Genomic DNA, 22516 nt, shown 5'->3' on the forward strand with positions numbered 1-22516 from the left:
TCACTGCAATTAACGCCATACCAGTATTAAAAGTCAAACTTGGCTTTACGAGTGTAGCAAAATTTTTGTATGATGGTCTTTTTGAGGATATCCAATCATGAGCACCACGAATACTGCTGCTAACCAGAACGGTCCAATTACCTCTCCTGCTGGTCAGCCAAAAGTCGGCATTATCATGGGTTCGCAGTCTGACTGGGCAACTATGAGTGCTGCTGCGCAATTGCTTGCAGACTTTGACATTGCTTTTGATTGTGAAGTTGTCTCTGCACACCGTACGCCTGACAGATTATTTGATTATGCCAAAATCGCAAAAGATAATGGTCTACAAGTGATCATCGCTGGTGCAGGCGGTGCCGCTCATCTGCCAGGTATGTGTGCCAGCCAAACGCCGCTACCTGTTTTTGGTGTACCTGTAAAGTCATCTATGCTGAGCGGTTGGGATAGTCTACTGTCTATCGTACAAATGCCAAAAGGCGTCGCTGTTGGTACTTTGGCGATTGGTGCTGCTGGTGCTTATAACGCTGCCCTACTTGCAATTCAAGTACTGGCATTGCATGATGATACGATTGCTACTAAGCTCGATCAGATGCGCCAGTCTCAGACTGAGACCATTCTCGCTAGCCCAACACCAGGTATTATCAATCCTTAGGTAAATATAAATCGATCAGCTCTTATAGCAGAGTCTTTTAGATTGAAGGCTTAACAATTGAAGCTATTACTGTATATTTTTAAGCAATTCTGAGTAGAGATAAGGTGCATACAGTGCACCTTTTCCTATTTTCACCCATTGAGTTTTAGATTTTAATAGACCAAACATCTTATTCACCTTTATTCAAAGAGCCTGCCATGACTACAGCAAACGCTTATCCTGTTACCCAAACCATTCGTACCATCGGTATTTTAGGCGGTGGTCAGCTTGGTATGATGCTTGCCGAAGCCGCTATGCCATTGGGTTACCAATGCGTATTCTTAGAAGACAATCCAGAATGCCCTGCCAGCTTGTACGGTCGTGTCTTTCATAGCGATCAATTAGAAGACTTTATCGCAGCAGCGGATGTCTTTACGTTAGAGTTTGAAAACACGCCAACGTCTACGGTCGAGCAACTGGTTAGCTTGTCAAAATCTGGCAGCAAGCAAGGCATGTTCCCACCATTGATTGCGCTTGATATCGCTCAAGATCGTCTAAAAGAAAAGCAGATGTTCAACACGCTTGATATTGCAACCGTGCCATTTATAGAAGTTAATTCTGAAGCTGAGCTCAAGCACGCTTGTAAAGAATTAGGGCTGCCTATCGTTCTAAAAACCAGCCGAGGTGGTTACGATGGCAAGGGACAGTTCGTTATCAAGCAAGACAGTGATATTAAGGCTGCTTGGCTAGATTTAAAGGACGCCGTCAGCGGTAAAGGTTCACTCACGCCAACACCTGCGCCGTTAATTGCTGAAGGCTTTATTAACTTTAGTCGTGAAGTGTCTATTATTGCAGCAAGAGCGCAAAATGGTCAGGTACGCTGTTACGATTTGGTCGAAAATCATCATCACAACGGTATTTTGGCCAAAACTCAAGCGCCTGCTGTTGGCACGAGTCATCTGTTTCAACAAGCAACAGACGCTATTACTAAAGTCATGAACCATTTGGACTATGTCGGCGTTATGGCGCTTGAATTATTCGTCACCAAAGATGCTCGCGGTCACAACGCAATATTGGCGAATGAGATCGCGCCACGGGTACACAACTCTGGACACTGGAGTATCGAAGGCGCTATCACCAGCCAGTTTGAGAACCATATCCGTGCTGTGGTTAATTTGCCATTAGGTGATACAGATAACGTGCATCCTGCGATTATGGTGAATGTACTGGGTCAATATCCCGATATCAGTGCAGTGCTAAATATCGATGGCGCTCATTATCATAGCTATCATAAGGCTGAGCGTGACGATCGCAAAATTGGCCATATTACTTTGATGCCTAACGACGTGACTGATTTAGAGCCTGCTATGGCAAAATTGGTTGCTATCTTGCCAAACAAGGTTGGTCTGGATAAAGAGTATGCAAGTGTAGATACTCAGCCTAGTAAAGCAGACGTCGATACTACGAGTAATGCTAAAAACAGTGCTCAGAACAGTGCTCAGAACAGTGCTCAAAATGATGCCACATCTGATGAACTAGACACTAAAGATAGCCAAACAGACAGCCTGACTGCTACTCCATTAAAATCTGAGAAGGCCAAAAAATAATGCAGATATGGGTGGACGCAGACTCGGTACCATTGATTGCCAAAGATTTGATTATTAAAACGGCTGAACGTACTAAGACCATGGCCATATTTGTGGCCAATCAGCCGATTAAGTTACGCAAGTCGCCCCTACTTGTTATGACTGTCGTGCCATCAGGGTTCGACAAAGCTGATGATTATATCGTCGAACAGATACAAGCTGGTGATTTGGCTATCACTAGCGATATCCCTTTGGCCAATGACATTTTGGATAAAGGTGGTATGGTATTGACGACGCGCGGCGTGGTCTACGACAAAAACAACATCAAGCAAAAGCTCAATATGCGCGACTTTATGGACACCATGCGCGGTACTGGTGTCCTAGAGTTGCAGGAAATGAGCGGGCAAAAGCCCTACGGTGATCGTGATAAAAAAGCCTTTGCCGATGGTCTCAATCGCTTGGTTCGTTAGTGCCTTCTATGGTTCTATCTGACGCCTACCTGTTCTGTCATCTATTATATGATGTCATCTGATCAACGTTTGCTTCCTTGCAAACTGTATACACTCTATAACCAAACACTATTCAATCAGCACGCTTTATAACGAAGCGTGCTAACTATCTTTGTTACTCTATATTCGGTTTTTAAGATAAATAAACTTACTGAATAATTTAAACAATAGAATTTAAATAAAAATAGGAATGATTATGAAAATTTTAGTCGTTGGTGCAAGTGGTCGAGTGGGCGGTGATTTGGTTAAGCAGTTATTGGCTGATGACCATCAAGTTATTGGCACGACTCGTCAGAAAGAAAAACTATTTGATAATGACAACTATACCCAGCTAGATTTAGACATTACAGCCAGTAAAGACTCTATTGAAAAACAACTGGATCAGGATATAGAGGCTGTTTACTTTGTTGCAGGATCTGGTGGCAAGAACGTCTTAGAAGTTGATTTGCATGGTGCTGTAAAAACGATGCAGGCTGCACAAGATAAAGGCATTAAACGTTATATTATGCTGAGCTCAGTCTTTTCATTAGAAACTGACAAATGGGATGAAAACCCTGGTATTGCAGACCTAAAAGAATACTACATCTCTAAACATTACGCCGATCACTGGTTAGTGAATAACAGCTCGCTGGATTACACTATTGTACAGCCAGGCGCACTAAAAGAACGCGCAGGTACTGGTAAAATTACTATTAATGATACCAGCTCTGGTGAGAATGCCATCGAAGATGTAGCGACAACATTGGCTGCTGTACTCACAGCGGATAACACGATAGGCAAAGTCTTCAATCTACACAATGGTGACATCGATATTAATGAAGCAGTTGCTACCGTATAAATAAGTTTAGTATTAACAGAATTGATTGTGGACGCTAGATTTTAGAAGCAGCCGATACAAAAGGTCGTTATCGATTCGCCAATATCTAATTGGTAAATAGGTAGCGACCTTTTTATTATGTATTTAGATTATAGCTAACCTAAAAGACGCGTATTCAATCATGCTTGCCCACTGGGAAAAGGGATGACTTCTTCCAAGCTGCTTGCACCTGTTACAACCATTAGCAATCTATCCATACCGACTGCGATACCGCTACATGGTATCAAATCATTGGAGGCAGCTAATAGATGCTCATCGATTGGCATTTTAGGTAGATTATGACGCGCACGTAATTGATTGTCTTGTTCAAAACGGTCACGCAATGCTTGACCATCTGCTAGCTCATCATAAGCATTAGCGATTTCAATGCCATTGATATACAGCTCAAAACGTTTCGCAATTTTATTACCGTCTTTATCCATAGCGGTTTTCGCTAACGCAGCGGTCGCAGGTGGATACTCTATAATCAATGTCGGCAAATCATGACCTAGGTTTGGCTCTACGGCGTGACTGAATAACAAATCTAACCAGCTCTGACGACGATTTTCTTCGCTATCATCAGTATTATTAAAATTAAATCCTGTCAAACCCATATCTTCTGCCACGGCTCGCAATGCAGTTAAACTCGCTGTCAACGGATGTATACCAACATAATCCATAAAAGCATCGACATAGCGATAATGACTCATCACAACAGAATGACCATAAAGCGCTTCTAACAACTCATTAAGTTCAGTTGCTATCTCGTCCAGACTATAATTCGGTTGATACCATTCAAGCATCGTAAATTCAATATTATGACGCGTACCTATTTCATTATCACGAAAGACAGGACAAATCTGATAAATAGGTACTTGCCAGCTGGCTAATAAACGCTTCATTGCAAACTCAGGCGAGGTATGCAGATAATAAGTGCGCGGACGGTCTTGATAGGTCACATGAGCTGCTACAGACTGCAAAAAAGTGTCTGTATTGCCTGCTTGGGATAATAGCGGTGTCTGCACTTCCAGCACTTGTCGACTGGTAAAAAACTGACGAATATTGCTGATAAATTGCGCACGCTGTTGTGCCATTGCAAGTGTCATGGTTGGCGCGTAGCTAGGCTTAGAAGTAATAAGCTGCGAAGAAATGTTATTTGCTTGAGTCATTGGGCTCTACTGCGACTGATTAATAATTGGTTGCTCAGTATCTCGTTTAATTAAAACTGCCACTCACGGCGCAAGTTATAATCACGTCTCAGACCGTCGAAGTCAGCACCACTTACTTGCCCATCAACTGCTTTATTTCGTAACGAGGTATCATCTTGCATGATGTCATAAAACTTTGGCAGTCTGTCTGGATATGATTTTAATTCAGACCATAAGAACATATTTAACGGTAGCAGATTGGACATAGATTGAGCTAGAGGTATCGATAATTTTTCGCACAATGCATCATAAATAGTTTGTGTGCCACGCAGCTTACCTTCTAGCGTATAGCCAGCGATATGCGGTGTAGCAATAGCAAGTTTGGATAGTAAGCTTACTGCGACTTCCGGCTCATGCTCAAACACATCTAGCACCACTTGACGTCCAGTACGCTCAATATCGGCTTCAAGCGCACTTTCCTCAATTACAGGCCCACGTGCACTATTAATCAATATCGTATCGGCAGGCATCGCTGCTAATGCAGCTGCATTAATCAGATGACGTGTTGGGTAATCACTACCTTTAGGATTCGTCGCATTCTTTTCATTGGTCAAAGGCACATGCAGACTAACCACGTCACTTTGGCTAAGTACCTGCTCCAAGCTAGCATTGTTAGTTTTGGAGGCTGGTAACAGGGGATCATAACCTAGCACCTGCCAACCCAAATCATAGGCATATTGAGCAAGCGTATTACCGATATTACCAAGGCCAATGATACCTAAGGTTAATGACGCCGACTGCTGCCAATACTGCGGACGCAAAGTGGAAATAGCCGTCAATACATATTGAGCCACAGAATGCTTACTACAACCAGCCGCATTGGCGAAAGTGATATTGCGAGACGCTAGATAATCTTGGTCTACATGGTCGGTACCAATAGTCGCAGACCCAACAAATTGCACGCTGTTATTATTCACTAATAGCGCTTCGTTTACTTTCGTCACCGAGCGTATCAGCAGTACATCTGGCTGTACTCTAGCAAGTAGCGCTGCATCAATAGCTCGACCAGCAACAGCAATGATATCAACCGTATGCTCAGTCAGATGACCAAGCGTAGAGTCATTAAAAAAATCATTCAGACTGGTGATATTACTGTCCGCTAAAATAGTGATATTTTTAATTGTACTTAATTTATCGGTCTTATTATTCGTCGAATCTGCCATATTCTCATTTGTCATTATTCATCATCTCTATCGATAATTTTTTACATCGTATTTGCTAGCGACTCATTATTCCGGTCCATGCACAGGATCTATCGCACGAGGGTCAGAAAGCATCACCTCTTGCTGAGCAAATATCTCATTCTTATGCTGCGATATCCACTCGCGCCATACCGCAAGCCCAATAGCCAGCACGACAGGCCCAATAAACAAACCAACAAAACCAAATGCTGTAAGACCACCCAGTACACCAATAAAAATAATGATAAAAGGGATTTTGGTCGCGCCGCTAATGACGATAGGACGAATCAAGTTATCTACCCAGCTAATCACCAGTACACCCCACAGTGCCAAACCAATACCTTCTGCAGTATGCCCTTGACTCAATAGCCAAATCGACACACCGCCCCAAACGAATGGTGTGCCGAATGGAATCAAGGCAATAATAAACGTGACAATGGTCAATAAGATAGGACTTGGCGCACCAGCGAAGTAATAGCCGATACCAGCCAATAGTGCCTGAGCCAATGCCGTCAGCCCAATGCCGTATACCACAGCGCGCGTAGTTGTACCCACAGAATCGATGTAACCATCAATGCGATTACCGATGATGTTACGCAGCGCTTGACGAATCTGCCGAACCAGACTGGTGCCATCACGATAAAAAAAGAAGAGTGTCATTAACGCCATACCGAGTTTGGCCAAACTACTGAACACCACATCAAAGGCTATTTTGCCATAATATAAATGCGACTGAACCCAAATGCGAAAAGCTTCTAGCGTCCCTTCTGGGTTTTTATTGATACGCCACAGCACGTCTTTGACTTGCTGGCCGATGATAGGCAAATCTTTGAGGGAGTCAGGCACATCTAAGTAACCTACCTTGATACGGTAAATCAAATTACTGATTAAACTCAAAGCTTCTTGCTGCAAGATAAATACACCGATGACCAATGGCACGCCTATTATCAGTGAAATACTCACCGTCATAATAGCGGCGCTAAAGTCTGGGCTTAGCTTTACCTTTTCATGGAAGAAATTATAAATAGGAAAAGTTACATAGGCCAAAATCGCTGCCCACAGCGCTGGCACAATAAAAAACTGCACCACTTGAAAACACAATACGAACAGTACCACTAGCAACGTAATTGCCAATAAGCGCTGAATAATAAATTCTTTTGTCCAGTTTTCAATCATAGCGTATAAACCAAAAGCGGACAGCAAACGATAGTTTTGCTGGCGAGTTTATAAATGTGTGATGAATATCAGCTCTTAGACACTGTCTGTAAGCCATATCCATTAGCGAGAATTGCGAATCATACAAAAAAGCATTGGGTCGGACTTATGAAATCATATAACGATTAAGTAATATGGCAATTAAATAGTATGACGATTAAATAGTATGAATGTGCCCAGTTCCATACCGCGAATTCAAAGCCCTTTCTCATTATAGATAAAATAATAAAAATGCGGTTAGCACGCTTTATTATGCAATAAAGCGTGTGAATTATATAACGCGTTGTTGTAATCTTTACTTACAACTTTGTCTATGCAAGCTTACTAGATGACGACGATAATGACTAGCGCATAATGCATGAATTTAGTGTGTAAAAATGATGTATTGAAAACTGCTTTTATGTTCAGCTTTTAAACTGTTATCTTATAAGGGAATCCACTGGTGCGTTCTATTTGTCGCGACAATTGATGTTATACTAAAGCAATTATTTTAAGCTTTTCAGTGTAGTTAAGTTTATTTGCACATGTTTATTTACATCGTCGTACAGACATTGAATCCTTTGAGCCAGATTTCAACACCTGCTTATATCGTCTTCTTTTAGACTATCATAAGTTCTCATTTTAGGGTGTCGCTATCACTTAGAGTGAGTTACTTGAGCAAAATCATAAGTCTTTTATAAAGGCTTATACGAAATTTAGACTCAGCATATCAGCTCAATATTTGAGCTGATATGCCAGAGCGCAGTTTTGAGTTAATTTCGGATTTACTTTGATTTTATTTGAGATCAATACAGACACATCAAATTTTAATAATATATCGATAGGAACAATAACAATGTCAAAAGACACTGATAACCCCAACTCTAACACCTCAAACGAAGCCAGTAAGACCAATAAACCACAAGATACTGTCACTTTTGCTTTAGCTCAATCACATTTTTTGGTCGGTGATATCGCAACCAATGTCGAAAAAATGCGTACCCTAGCATTACAAGCACGCGAACAAGGTGCTGACGTTATCGTATTCCCAGAGTTAGCTCTTTTGGGCTACCCTCCACAAGATTTATTGCTACGTCCAAGCTTGTCTGGCCGCGTCAAAAGCGCTTTGTCTACTTTGAGTGATATCGATGATATCGTCATGATTGTCGGCTATCCGCATGTAGATCATCACGGTACTTTTAACTCTGCTGCCATCCTGCATAATGGTCATCAAAAAGGCTTTTATCATAAGCAAATTTTGCCAAATTATGGCGTGTTTGATGAGCGTCGCTACTTCGATAAAGGTCGTAATCAAGTTTTATTTGACTATAAAGGCATTACTATTGGTCTGCTTATCTGTGAAGATTTGTGGGAAAAAGGGCCTATCTCTGAGCTTAAAAAGCAAGGTGCTGATCTAATCGTAAGCTTAAATGCCTCACCTTTTGAGATTGAAAAGCAAGACAATCGCAAAACTATGCTTGCCAAGCGTAGCCGTGAAAACAAACTACCTATCGTCTATGTCAACGCAGTGGGCGGGCAAGACGATCTAGTGTTTGATGGTGGCTCTATGGCTGTACAAGCTGACGGTAGCATTGCTCATGAAGCGCCGCGCTTTATGAACCAGTTGCTACTGGCTACGTTAGATGTAAAAACTGCTAAATTCAACGAGCAGACCAAAGCGCCTCTAACCTTGAGCCGTGAATCTGAAATGTATCAAGCGTTAGTCGTCGGTCTACGCGACTATGTCAACCATTCAGGGTTCTCTGGCATTATTGTCGGGTTGTCAGGTGGTATTGACTCGGCATTGACGCTTTGTATTGCTGTTGACGCTCTAGGCGCTGATAAGGTATATGCGGTCATGATGCCATACGAGTATACCTCTCAAATCAGTCTAGAAGATGCTCAAGCACAGGCGCGCCGCTTAAATGTTTCTTACACCGTCTGCCCTATTTTTGACGCTGTCGAAGGCATCCGTCATACGCTAGCGCCGTTATTCAATAAGTCGCCAGCGGATACGACAGAAGAAAACATCCAAGCGCGCGCTCGCGGTGTGATTTTGATGGCATTGTCCAATAAATTCGGTCATTTAGTTATCACGACTGGTAACAAGTCAGAATTGGCTGTTGGTTACTCAACGCTATATGGCGACATGGCTGGCGGCTTTGACGTACTAAAAGACGTATATAAGTCTCAAGTTTATAAATTGGCGAGCTATCGTAACCGTTTAGAAGATACGCCGGTTATTCCTGAGCGCGTTATTACCCGTCCGCCATCAGCTGAATTACGTCCAGATCAAAAGGATCAAGACAGCTTGCCGGACTACGATGTGTTAGATAGTATCTTGACGTCATATATCGATGAAGACATGGGCTATCAAGAGATTATTGATAAAGGCTTTGATGCTGATATGGTCGCTAAAGTCATCAAAATGGTAGACAACAGCGAATACAAACGCTTGCAATCTCCTATCGGTACTAAGATTAGCCACAAAGCTTTTGGACGTGAGCGCCGTTATCCATTAGTCAATAAGTGGTCAATCAAAGGTTAATTACTACACACCTCTCAACTTCTGCTATCTATAAGTTGAGAGGTACTAGTTAGCCAGTTTTACAAGATATCGAATTTTTTACTATTAGCTGGGTGCTTGCCCAGCTTTTTTGGTTTTTACCCACCAAAAATGTCTACACCTAGCCATATTCTTTTCCACACAGTTTCACCAACTATTTGCCTCAATTATCTTTATTTTTTTTCGAGTACGTCATGAGTTTGCTAACCGCTAGTGTTTTTCTTCTTTTACTGCTTGCCTTAAGTACCTTTGTCTCTGCTGCTGAGATTGCCATCGCTGCAGGCCGCAAAATCAAGCTCCAAATTATGGCAAAAGAAGGCGATGTTCGCGCACTTGATGTGCTCAATATGCAAGAGCATCCTGGTAGCTTTATCACCGTAGTACAAATAGTGCTAAATGCGGTCGCTATTTCAGCTGGTGCCGTGGGTGAGTCGGCCATTAGTCCTTATCTCGAGCAGTTATTGAATAGTGAAACGATAGCATCAGTCATATCGTTTGTACTTATTACGAGTTTGTTTTCACTACTTGCTGATCTAATGCCTAGGCGTTTGGCCATGTCAAATGCAGAGACGATAGCGGTACGGCTTGTGCGCCCGATGATGTTGTTAATATTTATACTAAAGCCCATTATATGGGTGTTCGATGGGGCTGCAAATATCCTGTTTAAGCTTTTTGGCATCTCAACCATACGTCAAGATGATATGACACCAGAAGATATTTATGCCGTGATGGATGCAGGTGCTGAAGCGGGTGTACTAAAGAAGCAAGAGCATCACTTGATCGAAAATATCTTCGATATGCAGGAGCGTACCGTCACCTCAGTGATGAACCCTCGAGAAAATATCGTTTATTTTGATACCAAAACAAGTACTGAAGAAGTCGTGAATATCATGATTGAACAGCCACACAATAAGTTTTTGGTCTGCCATGATGATGATTTAGAACATATCATTGGTTATGTGGAATCTCGTAGCTTTTTAGCTTTGGTTTTGAACCAACAAGAAGTTAGCTTAACGAACAAAGCTCTATTGAAGCCAGCACTTTTCGTGCCTGATACGTTGTCTTTGTTTGAAGTCTTAGAGATGTTTAAATCCACTGGCGCTGATTTTGCGGTCATCGTGAATGAATACGTCCTAGTCGTTGGTGTTATCACATTAAAGGACGTGATGAGCATTGTGATGGGTGAGTTGGTAACGTTAGAGGAGCAACCTATTGTCCAGCGCACTGACAACTCGTGGTTAATCGATGGCATGACCCCTATCGAAGATGTGATTCGTGCATTAGATATCGTCGACCTACCACGCAGTCAAAATTACGAGACTATCAGTGGATTTATGATGTATATGCTTCGAAAAATCCCTAAAAAGACTGACACGATTGAGTATGCCAATTATCGATTTGAGATTATTGCGACTGATAATCTTAAAATTACGCAGATGTTAGTCACTAAATTAGAAGATATCATTTAACCTAATGGCTAGTTAAAAAATGCTTAACTAGCCTATTCATATCGTTTTAAGCACGCTGACCAAAGATAGCGGTGCCGACACGTACCATCGTTGTGCCGTTTTCTATCGCTTCTGCCATATCACCACTCATACCCATGCTAAGCGTATCCCAGTTATCTAGCTCTGGATAGTCTACTTTAACCTCTTCAAACAACTGCTTAGTTCGTGCAAAGGCATCCGTATTTGCTTTAGCAGGAATAATCATCAAACCTCGCAGTTGTAAGCGCTCATACCCTTTGATCGCTGTTATCAGCTCTGGCAACTGGGCTGGCAGACATCCTGACTTGCTGTCTTCGTTATCGATATTTAGTTGGATCAATACATTCAACGGTGGTAGGTCAGCTGGTCGTTGGTCATTTAATCGTCTGGCAATGATATCGCGCTCAACCGTTTGCACCCAATCAAAGTGCTCTGCAATGTCACGTGTCTTATTACGTTGAATACTACCGATATAATGCCAAACGATACTTTTGCCTACAGGCTGAGCTTTAAGTTCAGTAATTTTTTCGATGGCTTCTTGTAGATAGTTTTCACCAAAATCACGCTGTCCCTGCTTTGCTAAAGTTGCGATCATATCGGCAGGTTTCGTTTTCGAAACAGCCAGCAGCATAACATTATCAGCCTGTCTGTCAGCATGATCACACGCTTGCTTCATCTGCTTACTAACTTGTTGCCAGTTATCGATAAGTGTCACTTCATCAATATTGCCATTCATTTCCTTCATATTTTGCCCTTATTGCTTGATTAATTTTTTGAAATTTTTTTCTGCAATTTTTATTATAAAAAAACATAACTATCCGATTTTTAAAAGTAAATTAGAAATAACTTCTATGAAAATTATTTTAAAACGATACAGTTCTAGTTTTTCTTAATTTAGTAGATGGTTAAATACTCACAGTCTTGTTATGATATTGTTACATGCTTTAACATATGCTACTGAATGTGTTAGTGATGGTAAAGACCTGTACTAGTGAGCTTCTTGCCATTTCTTATTATATTAAGGTTATCGATAGATAGTTTACCACGTACTTTTATAGTATTTTGTCTTACCTAGACTAAGTGATAGGAATATCAAATTATGGCCGAAAAAAACAATCTTAATATCGAAGACTTGCTGCGCTTTACCGTTAAGCATAAGGCGTCAGATTTACATATTTCAGCGGGTATGCCGGCAATGATACGTGTTGATGGTGAAATGACCCGTATCAATATGCCAGAGATGACCCATCAGGTCGTGCATCAGCTTATTTATGACATCATGAATGATAAGCAACGTGCCGACTTTGAAGAGTTTTTTGAAACGGATTTTTCTTTTGAAATTCCTAATCTAGCACGTTTTCGTGTCAATGCTTTTAATCAAAACCGCGGTGCAGGCGCTGTATTTCGTACCATTCCTTCTAAAGTATTAACGATGGAAGACTTAGGTATGGGCGATGTCTTTAGACGCGTTTCAGACTTTAAGCGTGGTGTGGTATTGGTCACGGGCCCAACTGGCTCAGGTAAATCGACAACACTTGCGGCAATGATTGATTATATTAACGAAAGCCGTAAAGAGCATATTTTAACTATCGAAGACCCGATTGAATTTGTGCATCAATCTAAAAAAAGCTTGATCAATCAGCGTGAAGTACACCGTGATACTTTGGGTTTTGAGCCAGCACTGCGCTCTGCCCTACGTGAGGATCCTGATGTTATCTTAGTTGGTGAGCTACGTGATCTTGAGACTATCCGCTTAGCGTTGACCGCAGCAGAAACTGGCCACTTAGTATTCGGCACCTTGCATACCAGCTCAGCGGCTAAAACGATTGACCGTGTTATTGATGTATTTCCTGCCGCTGAAAAAGATATGATCCGCGCTATGCTATCCGAGTCGTTGCAAGCTGTTATTTCACAGACCCTGTTACGTCGTCAAGCAGGTGGACGTATAGCCGCCCATGAAATCATGATAGGCACCCCTGCTATCCGTAACTTGATACGTGAGAACAAAATCGCTCAAATGTATTCTGCTATCCAAACGGGTGCAGGCGATGGCATGATTACCCTTGATCAGACGTTAAAGAACTTGGTAAGTAAAGGAACCATTAGTAAGGATGTTGCACGTCCTTACGCCAAGCAACCTGAGGCATTTTTGTAGTACTGATAGATAGTATTGACAGATACCACTAAAAATAACAAACAACTTATGGTCTCTGTTTCTACTTTATTACTTTTTACTGACGTATTTAAAATATGATTTTAATCGACTTACATCCGGTGCAGGTGCGATATGGATATTGATAAACTATTACAATTAATGATCAGCAAAAATGGCTCTGACCTTTTTATTACTGCTGACGTAGCGCCTTCCATGAAAGTGAATGGAAAAATCTTACCTGTCGGTAGAACCCCTTTGAGTGCTGAGCAAACCATGAGATTGGTCAAAGGTGTAATGACGCCAAGCCAGCAAAAAGAGTTTGAAGAAACCAACGAGTGTCAATTTGCTATCTCTGATGAAGCACAGCAAGCTCGCTTTCGAGTCAGTGCATTTGTACAGCGTGATATGGCAGGAATGATTTTACGAAAAATTGAAAATAACATTCCAACGGTCGAAGAATTACGCTTACCGCCAGCTTTAAAAGAATTGGCCATGAAAAAACGCGGTATTGTTCTATTAGTTGGCGCAACGGGTACAGGTAAATCTACTACCCTTGCTGCAATGATAGGACATCGCAATCAAAACTCTCATGGTCATATTATTACGATAGAAGACCCTATCGAGTTTGTTCATAAGCATCGCGGCTGTATTATTACCCAGCGTGAAGTTGGTATCGATACCCATTCATTTGAAGCGGGCCTAAAAAACACGCTACGCCAAGCACCCGATGTCATCCTAATCGGCGAGATTCGTAACCGTGAAGTCATGAGCTATGCTATTCAGTACGCAGAAACTGGCCATCTAGTGTTTGCAACGTTGCACGCAAACAACGCTAACCAAGCAATTGATCGTATCATTCACTTCTTTGAAACCAATCGCCATAACCAGTTATTTATGGATTTGTCGTTGAACCTGCAAGCTATTATCGCGCAGCAACTTATCCCCACACCTGATGGTAAAGGGCGACGCGCTGCTATTGAGATTTTGCTAAATTCGCAGCTGATTAGTGACTATATCCGTAAAGGAGAAGTCCATGAAATCAAAGATGTGATGACACGCTCACGAGACAGTGGCATGCAAACCTTTGATCAGGCACTTTTTGATTTGTATGAACAAGGAGAGATAACGTATAAAGAAGCGATTTTACATGCCGACTCTCCTAATGATCTACGCCTAAAAATTAAGCTCAGTAGCAAAAACGGCAAGGCTAATTTAGATGAAGGTGCTGATAGTTTATCGTTAGATGTGAGCTAAATTATTGCGCTTTCTAGGCATAATAGACATATAAAAAGAAACCCTCGTTATAAATAACGAGGGTTTTTTACTGTTCAATATCGTAGTACTAGTAGAAATAAGCGTTTCTACTAGGGCGTGTCTTCAATTCACCCGATAGTCATCTAAATGGGCTAAAAATGGCTAAATCTTGCCAAACAGCGTCAAATAGCTGGTTAATATCCCGATATTATCTGCGCTATTTTTCTTGTTTGACGGCAATTTATCTCATTTTTATCACCATTTTTGAAATGAAGACACGCCCTAGTACGCTAGACAATTATTTCGCGCTATCTCTACAGGCTTGATCCGCACAAATGCCATATAGCACGAGAGAATGCCCAGACAGTTTAAAGCCATGTTTTTCTGCTACTTTTAGTTGCTCTTCTTCGATGACTTCATTATGAAACTCTATAATCTTGCCACACACATCACAAACTAGGTGATCGTGATGCTCTTCTTGGGTAATCTCAAATACAGATAGATTGTTTTCGAAGTTATGACGCTCAACAATACCTGCTTGTTCAAACTGTGTCAGTACACGATAGACAGTGGCAAGACCTACATCTTCACCTTGCTCGATAAGCGCCTTATACACTTCTTCTGCACTCATGTGGTGCAGCTCTGCGCTTTCTAATAGCTCTAAAATTTTGATACGAGGTAACGTGACCTTGAGTCCTGCTCTACGTAAATCTTGATTGGTAAAAGAAGCCATAATATCCCTTTTGACTGTGACAGCCTTAACAAATAGAAAATATGAGATAAATAATCAACAAAGATTATTTTTATTTAATATAAAGTAAATGATTAATAATAAACTGATAAAACTTACGCAGACATCTCTCTTATTATTTTCTAAATATCGAGATGCAAGCCTATGAATTTAAAATATAATTAATCTAACTATTCAGATTGTGTTTGGTAAATAATGTCGTAAGTGGTAGGCAATTGCAAGTAAATGACGTATCATTTGTCCAAGATTGTCGGTCAGACTGGTACGACCTCACGCTGGCCACACCTAATTCATTTCTTATGAGTCATCTTACCATGATAAAGACATTAAATTTTCGTCCGTTAAGCCATGCCAGCGTACTACGTAACATTGTTATCACCAGTATGCTGAGCGCTACTGTCGCTATGTCTGGCTGCTCACTATTGAGCGTTTATAAGATTGATTTGCCTCAAGGCACAGCAATTACTCAAACCCAAGCACAAAAACTAAAAGTAGGGATGAATCAGAACCAAGTACTTTATATCCTTGGCAGTCCTGCGATTAGAGATACGCTTGAGCCTAAACGCTGGGATTATATCTATGACTACAAAGCAGGCACTGAAGGTAGCCGTAAAGGCATTGCAGATGTCAAAAACGCTAGCCAGCATTTAGTTGTTTATTTTGATGATAATGGTTTGGTCACGCGCATCGAAGGTATTGAAAGTCTGCCAGCATCATAGTCAGCGAAACCTATTAGCTTAGATAATTGACGGTTAGCTACGAGATTTATTTTTGCGCTGAGACATAGGATCAGCGCTTAAACTACGATATACCTCGATACGATCAAAAGGCTGTAGCAAATAGCTTAATGGCTGTTTCTGTGCATAAATACCCACATGCCAACGTTTCGCAGTTGGCGTGGTGATATCTATTACTTGCTCACACCACGCTGCCAGTTCTGCAAACTTTTCAAGCCATCCCGCTTGCGCCAACGCTTCATGCAAACTAGTACCTTGTCTAACCTGCAAAGCTAGATAATGCTGGCGCTGCTCATTTTCAGCATACGCCAGATATACGGTCATTAAATTAGCTTGCGTAGACTGTGGCACACTGTTGTCACGACCTTCGACTGTTAGCTCAACCACTGCATCACCCAACCTATCAGTGCTAGCAGTAATGCTAATGGTACGACTAAACGTATCGCCACTCGCCACAAGTTATAAACTGCTTCATTACTAAAATTTAGTGACTTGCGTAGATGGCTAATCTTCATCTGCCAACCCGCAAATACTGATAATAATAGTACAGCAATGCTACTAATAATGACCAAGATGCCAACTAACCATGCTGTCGGAATCGCAACCACTAATAATAACGCTACAGCAAAAGTGATTATCAAACTAACCAATAATCCAAACTTATGTGTTAACTGTTGCGTGCTGTAATGTAGTAAGTAACTGGCCACAAATAACACCCCGCCCCAATATAACAGCTGTCCAATTGGTGGTAGCGACATACCATTAGTAAATAAAGCCACTACTCCTATCAGCAGTTGCAACACCCAAATCGGTAACACTAGCTTGGTTGCACGGTACTCACGAGTAGCCGCTCTGTTTTTTACTTGCTGATTGTTTGCTTCTACTGCTGTGACTGTCTGCTTACTCACCAAGTTCTGACCGAACCAGTATAGTCCTGTACCCGCACCGACACTGACTAATGCTAACGCGACTGCGCGAGCCCATTCAGTCAAACTGACATCAGTCATGGCAAAACCAGCATTTGGTACACCGTTTGCGAACCCTAGCAGCAACCCTATTACCATCAACCCCAAACCAATAGGTAAAGGCGTAACACCCAGCAAGCTTAAAAGTACTGCAATGACCATCAGACCTGCAGCAACTGCGAAGCTAGGTACATCGGGTACGCTATTTAGCTCAGTCAATGCAGACAATATACCCGTACTTGCGCCAGATATAACCAATGCTGCAATCACTATAGAAACCAGTGCCGCTAACCAACCAAAGCTGCGCCAGATTGGACTGACATCTGCTTCACGAGTGAGCTTTTGCATACCCGCTAGAGGGCCTTCGACACTGCGATAGGCCAATGCTATCTCAGCGTAAACAACTGGCAGCGCAACCAATACCATGGCTAATAGCCATAGTAACCAAAAGTCAATCTCATCAATTGACGCAGGTGCAAACCAACGAAATAGCAATAACGGTAGTAGCGCCGCGATAAAATAAGAAGCATAACGGATCATCATAATTTCAATCCAAACGATCTAATACCATTTACAAAAACTGGACTAGCAAACAAAGCAAGTGCAAGTACCACGCATAGTAGACTGAACATGTTTGACATGGCTAACCATATTTTGAAAATTGGTATAAAGTGAATAACGATAATTTATAATTATACAGAGCAACGACTGGCTTCTGTAAATGAATTCATCTAAATACTGTCTTAATATAAGGGACAAACAGTTATAAAAAAACCCCGAAATCGGGGTTTAGTCATTCAGATATAATCAATATGCGATTCAATACTCAGTGGCTTTACTCAATGGCCTTCTATGCAACGCAAAGCATGTATCAGATACTGAATCAGTGCGACTCAATTAGTGAATAGCACTTACATAGTCTGACAGGATACGAATGTCACGATCTGATAGTTTCGATGCAACCGTTTGCATCATACCCATCTCGCCTTCTTTGGCTGCATCATTGACTCGTTTTTGGTCATCGCTATCGATATCATCAACACGTCCAGCAGCACGGAATAGTTTTAGCTGAGTAGCAATATACTGAGCGTGCTGTCCGCCTAGCTTTGGAAATGCAGCCCAAGTATTACCTGCAGCATCTGGACCATGACAACCTGCACAGCCAATAACACCGCGCGACTTATCACCGCCCAAGAATAGCTTAGTCGCTTCTTGGTTGGTTGCAGGATTGCCGTAGCCAACGCCCCAAGGTGCTTGACTGGCATAATAACCTGCTACGTTGGCTAGGTCTTGCTGAGACAGATTAGCAACTTGTGACTGCATGATACCGTTTTTGCGATAACCTGCTTTAAAGTTGACTAGCTGTTTATATAGGTACTTTACGTTTTGGCCGCCAAGGTTTGGCTGTGCAGGAACAATGCTGACGCCATTAAGACCATGACAAGCGGCACAAACGGTTTCTGCAACTTTTTGACCTGCATTGACGTCATATTCAGGAACAATAATAGCAGCTTGTACGCTGAAACTTGCAACGCATAAGCTGGCAGCAGCGATTAACTTTTTCATTGATACAAATCCTACTAGCTCGGCGTAAGCATTATTTAGAGTGATTGCACTGGTAAGATACCTGATATAGCCGTCTCTTTAATCATGAGAATGGCGTATATTTTAAGGTCTTGGACACAAGCAGTCTGAAAGTACTTACTAACATCAGGGTTTATTTTCGATTATTATAGCAAGACTTTGTATCATTTGCCTACTTAATCATAGTATCCATCAGTTTTCTGGCAACACAATATACAATATGACGCAAAAACAAAAAGCGCAAATAGGTTATTAGCCCAGCGCTTTATTTTATATATTCAAATTATATTTATAAGCCGATTATTTGCTCATATATTCGATAAGTTTACGATAATCGTCATCACTACATTTGTCGCAAAGACCACCTGCTGGCATCTGCGGCATCCCACCTTTGACAGATTTGATAAGCGTCGGCATACTTTTTTGTTTAATCAGCTGTTGCCATTTAGTACTATCACCTTTTTTGATGGCATTCAATGCCCCACTATCGTGACAGGCTGCACATGAGTTATTATAGGTAGTAGCTATATCCGCCGCACCTGCGCTGCTAATCATAATACCACTTAATAATAGTGCAGCACTGCTAGCCATTATAGTGCGATAACTCGTGCTAAGAAGTTTACTGATTGAAAACATAGAGCACCTCCTCGTGATATTTCACGTGTCTCATCAATCGTTCTATTAAACGTCTCTCGTTAAACATTGTAACAATATATGTCATATAAACATAGAGAATTTGGATATGGCTTTGTTAAAGCTGAGAACTTGTCGTAATGACTGGCCAACTTTAATGTTATCCTACTATTTATATGATGCTAATCGCAGTTATTTCAATAAGTAAGACACGGAATAGTATAGAATAGCCAGTAATATTAAATAGCTACTTTTATGATTTGCACATAACTGTATTGATAAAGAACTGCCTTTTACCTTGATTTACCTATTTCTTGACCAATTACTTGACCGCACCGATGACTTGAATCATCAGCTGACTAAAATTTTATAATCGCATCCAATTTTTTAAGATTAATGAGCCATTTATGAGTACCCCGTTTAACGATGTCGCCGCTGAACATGCTTTGTTCAATACCAAATCTCGTCAGAAAATTCAGCAAACTGAGTTTATGATGTCAGCACCTACCTTTCGTCTCTGTCCTCCTGACATGGGATTGGAAGTCGCTTTTGCAGGGCGCTCAAACGCTGGCAAATCATCAGCCATCAACGCCTTAACCAATCAGCGTCAATTGGCTCGCTCGTCTAAGACACCTGGACGCACGCAGATGATTAACTTTTTTAGTATCGGTGATACTGACAGACGTTTGGTTGATTTGCCTGGTTACGGCTATGCCGCTGTTCCGCTAGAGATGAAAAAAGAATGGCAAGTTGAGCTAGAAGAATACTTGGTATCACGCTCAAGCCTTGCAGGTCTGGTTCTAATGACAGATATTCGCCATCCGCTTAAGTTTTTTGATGAGCAAATGCTACACTGGGCAAACGATGGTGAGCTGCCAGTACATATTCTGCTGACTAAAGCAGATAAGCTGAAGTACGGTGCTTCTAAGAACGCCCTTCTTGAGACTCGTAAACGCCTGAAAAAACTGGGCTTAAACTGTACCATTCAGTTGTTTTCGGCGCTCAGAAAAGAAGGTCTCGATGAGTTGGCTGGGATAATGGGCAACTGGTATGAGTATCAGCTTGATGCAGACAAAATCATTGAGTCTTCTTTTGCATTGCTAGAAGGTGCTGAATTAGAAGACGCTATTGAAAAAGAAAGCGGTGAAAAAGAGAGCGTTGATAAAGAAAACAAATAAATATCGTTGTCTTTAATAAAAAGGGTTTATCGCTATTACGATAAACCCTTTTTTATTGCCTGTTTATTCACTCATTATTATTATCGTTATGTTATAAAAACAATAAGAATTATAAAAGTAGCTCTACCCGCATAGCAAATCCACTAGCGCTTGTGGAGTATCAACCTGATAGGTTGGATTTTGCGCAGCAAGCTCTGCACTCGTTGCCGTACCATAGTTCACCGCTATACTGGTCATGCCCAATGCTGTTGCCATTTGAATGTCATAGATACTGTCACCGATAAACACAGCATCAGAAACCTGCTGCTGCGTATAATCCAAGATATCGGTCAACATCTGCGGATCAGGTTTTGAGCCTGACTCATCAGCACAACGCGTAATCGCAAAGTAATCATGGCTATCGGAGGCATCTAATACACGATCTAGCCCTTTTCTTTTTTTGCCAGTTGCTACGGCGAGCGTTTTTCCCTGCTGCTGCAAAGTTTGCAACATATGCTCTATTGGTTCAAATAGCGGCGTACTGTGACTATTGGCAATATAGTACTCTGCATAGGTTTGCTGAATGGCAAGCAACTGCGCATCGTTTGCCTGCGGATATAAAATCTTAATGCCATTCATTAAACTCAGACCAATGATGTCTTTTACAGCTTTATCAGTCGTCTTAAACCCGTGTGTTTCCCCAGCCACATGCATAGAATCAACAATCAGGCCGATTGAATCCATTAACGTGCCGTCCCAATCAAAAATAATCAACGTCTTATCAGACAGATTGTGTTCTGCTAATGGTTGAGCATTTATAACACGCTCTGAAGTTGTAGCTGGTTTGGTCATGAAGTCACCTTAATGAATATTAATAATAAATAGCAGATACTAAAACGTCACGGCGGCTTATTCGTAAAAATAAGATATCGTGACGTTTAGGAAAATACAAAATAGTTTGGCTTAAGAGTTTATTTTGAAAAATTATTCAGGCAATTTCGTTGTTTCTGGTAGCCAATCTGCCATATCGTCTGGCAATGGCGCAGTAATGGTCTTGTAGCCTGGAATATCTAAGCGCCATGCATGTAGACACAGACGATGGACGCCTGATTTATCATGAACGTTATATTTGTCATCACCCAAGATAGCATGACCGATATGCGCCAAATGCACACGGATTTGATGAGTGCGACCCGTCAATGGCTTGGCTTCAATTAAGCTTACTGGCTGACTATTAATCATAAAGCGATCATGGATAACGATATCAGTCTGGCTTTCTTTCGCTTGTGGGTCTTGGCTATCTACTTTCACTCGGCGCTCACCACTAGCAAGCGTGTAACGTAGCAATGGTGCATTGATACGCTGCTCATTGAGCGCAGGTTGCCCTTTGGCAAGACACAGATAGTGCTTCTGAATGGTCTTGTCTACCAAATGCTGCTGCAATACTTTGAGCGTTGAGCGTTTTTTGGAAATCATCAGTAGCCCTGATGTGTCTTTATCAATGCGATGGATTAGCTCTAGGTATTTTTTACCCGTCACTTCACGCATGGCTTCGATAACCCCAAAGTCCAAGCCGCTACCGCCATGCACAGCGATACCAGAAGGTTTATTTAGCACTAGCAAACCGTCATCTTCATAGACCACGCGCGCCAGCAAGCTTTTGGCGAACTCGGTACTAATAATTGGTTTTTCGCGCGTTGCTAGCTCTACAGGAGCAATACGTACCACATCTTCACGCTGCACTCTATCGTGTGCTTTGCAGCGTTTATTATTAACGCGTATCTCATCTGAGCGAATCATTTTGTAGATATGTGATTTTGGTAAACCTTTTAAACGGTTTAACAAAAAGTTATCTAAACGCTGATCGTGTTGATGGCGCGTTACTTCGAGGTAGTTCACCTTACCGAAGTTGCTAATCTCATCGTCAGCGCTTTGTGGGCGTGTTTTGCTATTAAAAATAGCAGGGGCTTCATGGGTAGTAGCGTCGTCAGTCATTTTTGAGTTTGTCATTTTTAGTTAGGTATTTACACAAAGATTTGCTATAGTTTAGCATGTTGAGCGACAA

General features: G+C 41.6%; 21 protein-coding genes. 10 read left to right on the forward strand and 11 right to left on the reverse strand.

Annotation, left to right across the window (positions count from 1 at the left end; genetic code table 11):
* Positions 1-97: 97 nt before the first annotated feature.
* The 4 genes from purE (at position 98) to JMX63_RS01350 (ending at position 3561) form a co-directional block, all read left to right on the forward strand.
* Positions 98-649, forward strand: a complete 552-nt coding sequence (gene purE, locus JMX63_RS01335) for a 5-(carboxyamino)imidazole ribonucleotide mutase (RefSeq protein WP_101205542.1) — start codon at positions 98-100, stop codon at positions 647-649.
* Positions 650-846: 197 nt separating this feature from the next.
* Positions 847-2235 (forward strand): 5-(carboxyamino)imidazole ribonucleotide synthase, encoded by a 1389-nt coding sequence (locus JMX63_RS01340; protein ID WP_201570334.1) that lies wholly within the window; start codon positions 847-849, stop codon positions 2233-2235.
* Positions 2235-2684, forward strand: coding sequence for a YaiI/YqxD family protein (locus tag JMX63_RS01345; RefSeq protein WP_102093310.1), 450 nt, complete (start codon positions 2235-2237; stop codon positions 2682-2684). The genes JMX63_RS01340 and JMX63_RS01345 overlap by 1 nt, the downstream gene beginning before the upstream one ends.
* Before the next feature lie 235 nt (positions 2685-2919).
* Positions 2920-3561 (forward strand): NAD(P)H-binding protein, encoded by a 642-nt coding sequence (locus JMX63_RS01350; protein ID WP_201548558.1) that lies wholly within the window; start codon positions 2920-2922, stop codon positions 3559-3561.
* Between the two features lie 158 nt (positions 3562-3719).
* On the opposite strand, the gene epmA is transcribed toward JMX63_RS01350, so the two are convergent.
* The 3 genes from epmA to JMX63_RS01365 form a co-directional block, all read right to left on the reverse strand.
* Complete coding sequence (gene epmA, locus JMX63_RS01355; RefSeq protein ID WP_102090784.1) at positions 3720-4748, reverse strand: EF-P lysine aminoacylase EpmA; 1029 nt, start codon at positions 4746-4748, stop codon at positions 3720-3722.
* Between the two features lie 50 nt (positions 4749-4798).
* The gene (locus tag JMX63_RS01360) at positions 4799-5908 is read right to left on the reverse strand and encodes a 4-phosphoerythronate dehydrogenase (protein WP_101205607.1); all 1110 of its coding nucleotides are present in this window, start codon (positions 5906-5908) and stop codon (positions 4799-4801) included.
* Positions 5909-6016: 108 nt separating this feature from the next.
* Complete coding sequence (locus JMX63_RS01365; protein WP_101205537.1) at positions 6017-7144, reverse strand: AI-2E family transporter; 1128 nt, start codon at positions 7142-7144, stop codon at positions 6017-6019.
* Between the two features lie 874 nt (positions 7145-8018).
* On the opposite strand from JMX63_RS01365, the gene JMX63_RS01370 reads away from it, so the two are divergent.
* Positions 8019-9710: an NAD+ synthase gene (locus JMX63_RS01370; RefSeq protein WP_201570336.1), complete on the forward strand. Its 1692-nt coding sequence runs from the start codon at positions 8019-8021 to the stop codon at positions 9708-9710.
* Positions 9711-9922: 212 nt separating this feature from the next.
* Positions 9923-11197, forward strand: a complete 1275-nt coding sequence (locus JMX63_RS01375; protein ID WP_201570338.1) for a hemolysin family protein — start codon at positions 9923-9925, stop codon at positions 11195-11197.
* 46 nt (positions 11198-11243) lie between these two features.
* Here the strand turns inward: JMX63_RS01375 and JMX63_RS01380 are convergent, their stop codons facing one another.
* On the reverse strand, positions 11244-11960 hold the full coding sequence (locus tag JMX63_RS01380; RefSeq protein ID WP_101205534.1) for a YggS family pyridoxal phosphate-dependent enzyme: 717 nt from the start codon (positions 11958-11960) through the stop codon (positions 11244-11246).
* A gap of 354 nt (positions 11961-12314) precedes the next feature.
* Between JMX63_RS01380 and JMX63_RS01385 the strand changes: the two genes are divergently transcribed.
* Together JMX63_RS01385 and JMX63_RS01390 are read left to right on the forward strand one after the other, a co-directional pair.
* Positions 12315-13370: a type IV pilus twitching motility protein PilT gene (locus JMX63_RS01385; RefSeq protein ID WP_057758253.1), complete on the forward strand. Its 1056-nt coding sequence runs from the start codon at positions 12315-12317 to the stop codon at positions 13368-13370.
* A 132-nt stretch (positions 13371-13502) separates the two neighbouring features.
* Positions 13503-14624, forward strand: a complete 1122-nt coding sequence (locus tag JMX63_RS01390; RefSeq protein WP_165598362.1) for a PilT/PilU family type 4a pilus ATPase — start codon at positions 13503-13505, stop codon at positions 14622-14624.
* Between the two features lie 298 nt (positions 14625-14922).
* Here the strand turns inward: JMX63_RS01390 and fur are convergent, their stop codons facing one another.
* Positions 14923-15357 carry a ferric iron uptake transcriptional regulator gene (gene fur, locus JMX63_RS01395; protein WP_057758249.1) on the reverse strand — a complete coding sequence of 145 codons (435 nt, stop codon included), beginning with the start codon at positions 15355-15357 and terminating at the stop codon, positions 14923-14925.
* 317 nt (positions 15358-15674) lie between these two features.
* Between fur and JMX63_RS01400 the strand changes: the two genes are divergently transcribed.
* Positions 15675-16094 (forward strand): outer membrane protein assembly factor BamE, encoded by a 420-nt coding sequence (locus tag JMX63_RS01400; protein ID WP_201570340.1) that lies wholly within the window; start codon positions 15675-15677, stop codon positions 16092-16094.
* Between the two features lie 33 nt (positions 16095-16127).
* Here the strand turns inward: JMX63_RS01400 and JMX63_RS01405 are convergent, their stop codons facing one another.
* The 4 genes from JMX63_RS01405 to JMX63_RS01420 form a co-directional block, all read right to left on the reverse strand.
* Positions 16128-16499, reverse strand: coding sequence for an RnfH family protein (locus JMX63_RS01405; protein WP_227673200.1), 372 nt, complete (start codon positions 16497-16499; stop codon positions 16128-16130).
* The gene (locus JMX63_RS01410; protein WP_201570342.1) at positions 16487-17620 is read right to left on the reverse strand and encodes a hypothetical protein; all 1134 of its coding nucleotides are present in this window, start codon (positions 17618-17620) and stop codon (positions 16487-16489) included. The genes JMX63_RS01405 and JMX63_RS01410 overlap by 13 nt, the downstream gene beginning before the upstream one ends.
* 354 nt (positions 17621-17974) lie before the next feature.
* Positions 17975-18643, reverse strand: coding sequence for a c-type cytochrome (locus JMX63_RS01415; RefSeq protein ID WP_101205531.1), 669 nt, complete (start codon positions 18641-18643; stop codon positions 17975-17977).
* A gap of 318 nt (positions 18644-18961) precedes the next feature.
* Positions 18962-19297 carry a c-type cytochrome gene (locus tag JMX63_RS01420; RefSeq protein WP_201570344.1) on the reverse strand — a complete coding sequence of 112 codons (336 nt, stop codon included), beginning with the start codon at positions 19295-19297 and terminating at the stop codon, positions 18962-18964.
* A gap of 404 nt (positions 19298-19701) precedes the next feature.
* Here JMX63_RS01420 and yihA point away from each other — a divergent pair, with 404 nt between their 5' ends.
* Positions 19702-20472, forward strand: a complete 771-nt coding sequence (gene yihA / locus JMX63_RS01425; RefSeq protein ID WP_102078084.1) for a ribosome biogenesis GTP-binding protein YihA/YsxC — start codon at positions 19702-19704, stop codon at positions 20470-20472.
* Positions 20473-20595: 123 nt separating this feature from the next.
* On the opposite strand, the gene JMX63_RS01430 is transcribed toward yihA, so the two are convergent.
* Together JMX63_RS01430 and JMX63_RS01435 are read right to left on the reverse strand one after the other, a co-directional pair.
* Positions 20596-21303, reverse strand: a complete 708-nt coding sequence (locus JMX63_RS01430) for an HAD family hydrolase (protein ID WP_102078083.1) — start codon at positions 21301-21303, stop codon at positions 20596-20598.
* A 132-nt stretch (positions 21304-21435) separates the two neighbouring features.
* Positions 21436-22446, reverse strand: coding sequence for an RluA family pseudouridine synthase (locus tag JMX63_RS01435; protein ID WP_102078082.1), 1011 nt, complete (start codon positions 22444-22446; stop codon positions 21436-21438).
* Positions 22447-22516 lie beyond the last annotated feature (70 nt).

The sequence above is a fragment of the Psychrobacter nivimaris genome, from assembly GCF_904846365.1.
GTDB lineage: Bacteria > Pseudomonadota > Gammaproteobacteria > Pseudomonadales > Moraxellaceae > Psychrobacter > Psychrobacter nivimaris_B.